Genomic DNA, 850 nt, shown 5'->3' with positions numbered 1-850 from the left:
AACACCCGCCGCCGGCACAGCTGGTGCGGCTACCTGTCCCCATCCACCTACGAGGCCCACCGGGACGCTACGCTGCCAACCGCCGCGTAATCACACCCCGTGTCCAAGATCCGGGGGTAAGGCCCTCGGGCCAGTGCCGACGTCACCATCCCCTGACCTGGCCCTGACGCTTGGGCCGGGACGGCCGCCCTGCTACGAATCCCGACCGTCTGGTAGTCAGATTGGTAGTCAAAGCCAGTGGGACATGCAGAAAGCCGCCCCTGACTTGCACCAGGAACGGCTTCTGACCTGCGGTTTTACTTTGTAGCGGGGGCAGGATTTGAACCTGCGACCTCTGGGTTATGAGCCGCTATCCAGGCGGTTCTCAGTCACGCTCAGATCGGGTAGATTTCGACCATATCCGCAGGTCAGAGCCACAATGGACGTCTCACCACGGATCATGTCAAATCACTGTGTCTCGCAGTGTTTGCCGACAAATTGCCGACAGATTGGTGGGAGCACCCATGGCCTGGACCCTCGATCGATCTGGTCCTCGCGGGAAGAGCTTCACCGGTGTCTACCGTGACCTCGACGGTCGCCAACGGTCCGTCAGCGGCTTCAAGACTCGGCGTGAGGCGCAGCGCGAGGCCGAGCGCCAGGAGAACCTCTTGGAGGAAGGGCGCTGGTTCGACGTCGCTCGCAGCAACATCACCTTCAGGAGTTACGTCATCGACGAGTGGCTCCGGGGCCTGACCCTGGTTCTTGGACACGCTGAATCCAGCACCTGCTGGGGAAGCGAGATGATCCAGGAATCATGGCCAGGAAGAACTACTCCGAGGAGTTCCGTCGTCAGGCCGTCGACTTGTACGAG

At 61.5% G+C, this 850-nt stretch carries 1 pseudogene; it reads left to right on the top strand.

The features are described from left to right. Positions 1–503: 503 nt before the first annotated feature. A pseudogene (locus tag ACYVID_RS18165) lies at positions 504–850 on the top strand (hypothetical protein); the annotation flags it as partial.

Source organism: Nocardioides ginkgobilobae, from assembly GCF_054781275.1.
This window is presented reverse-complemented; position numbering and strand designations above follow the sequence as displayed.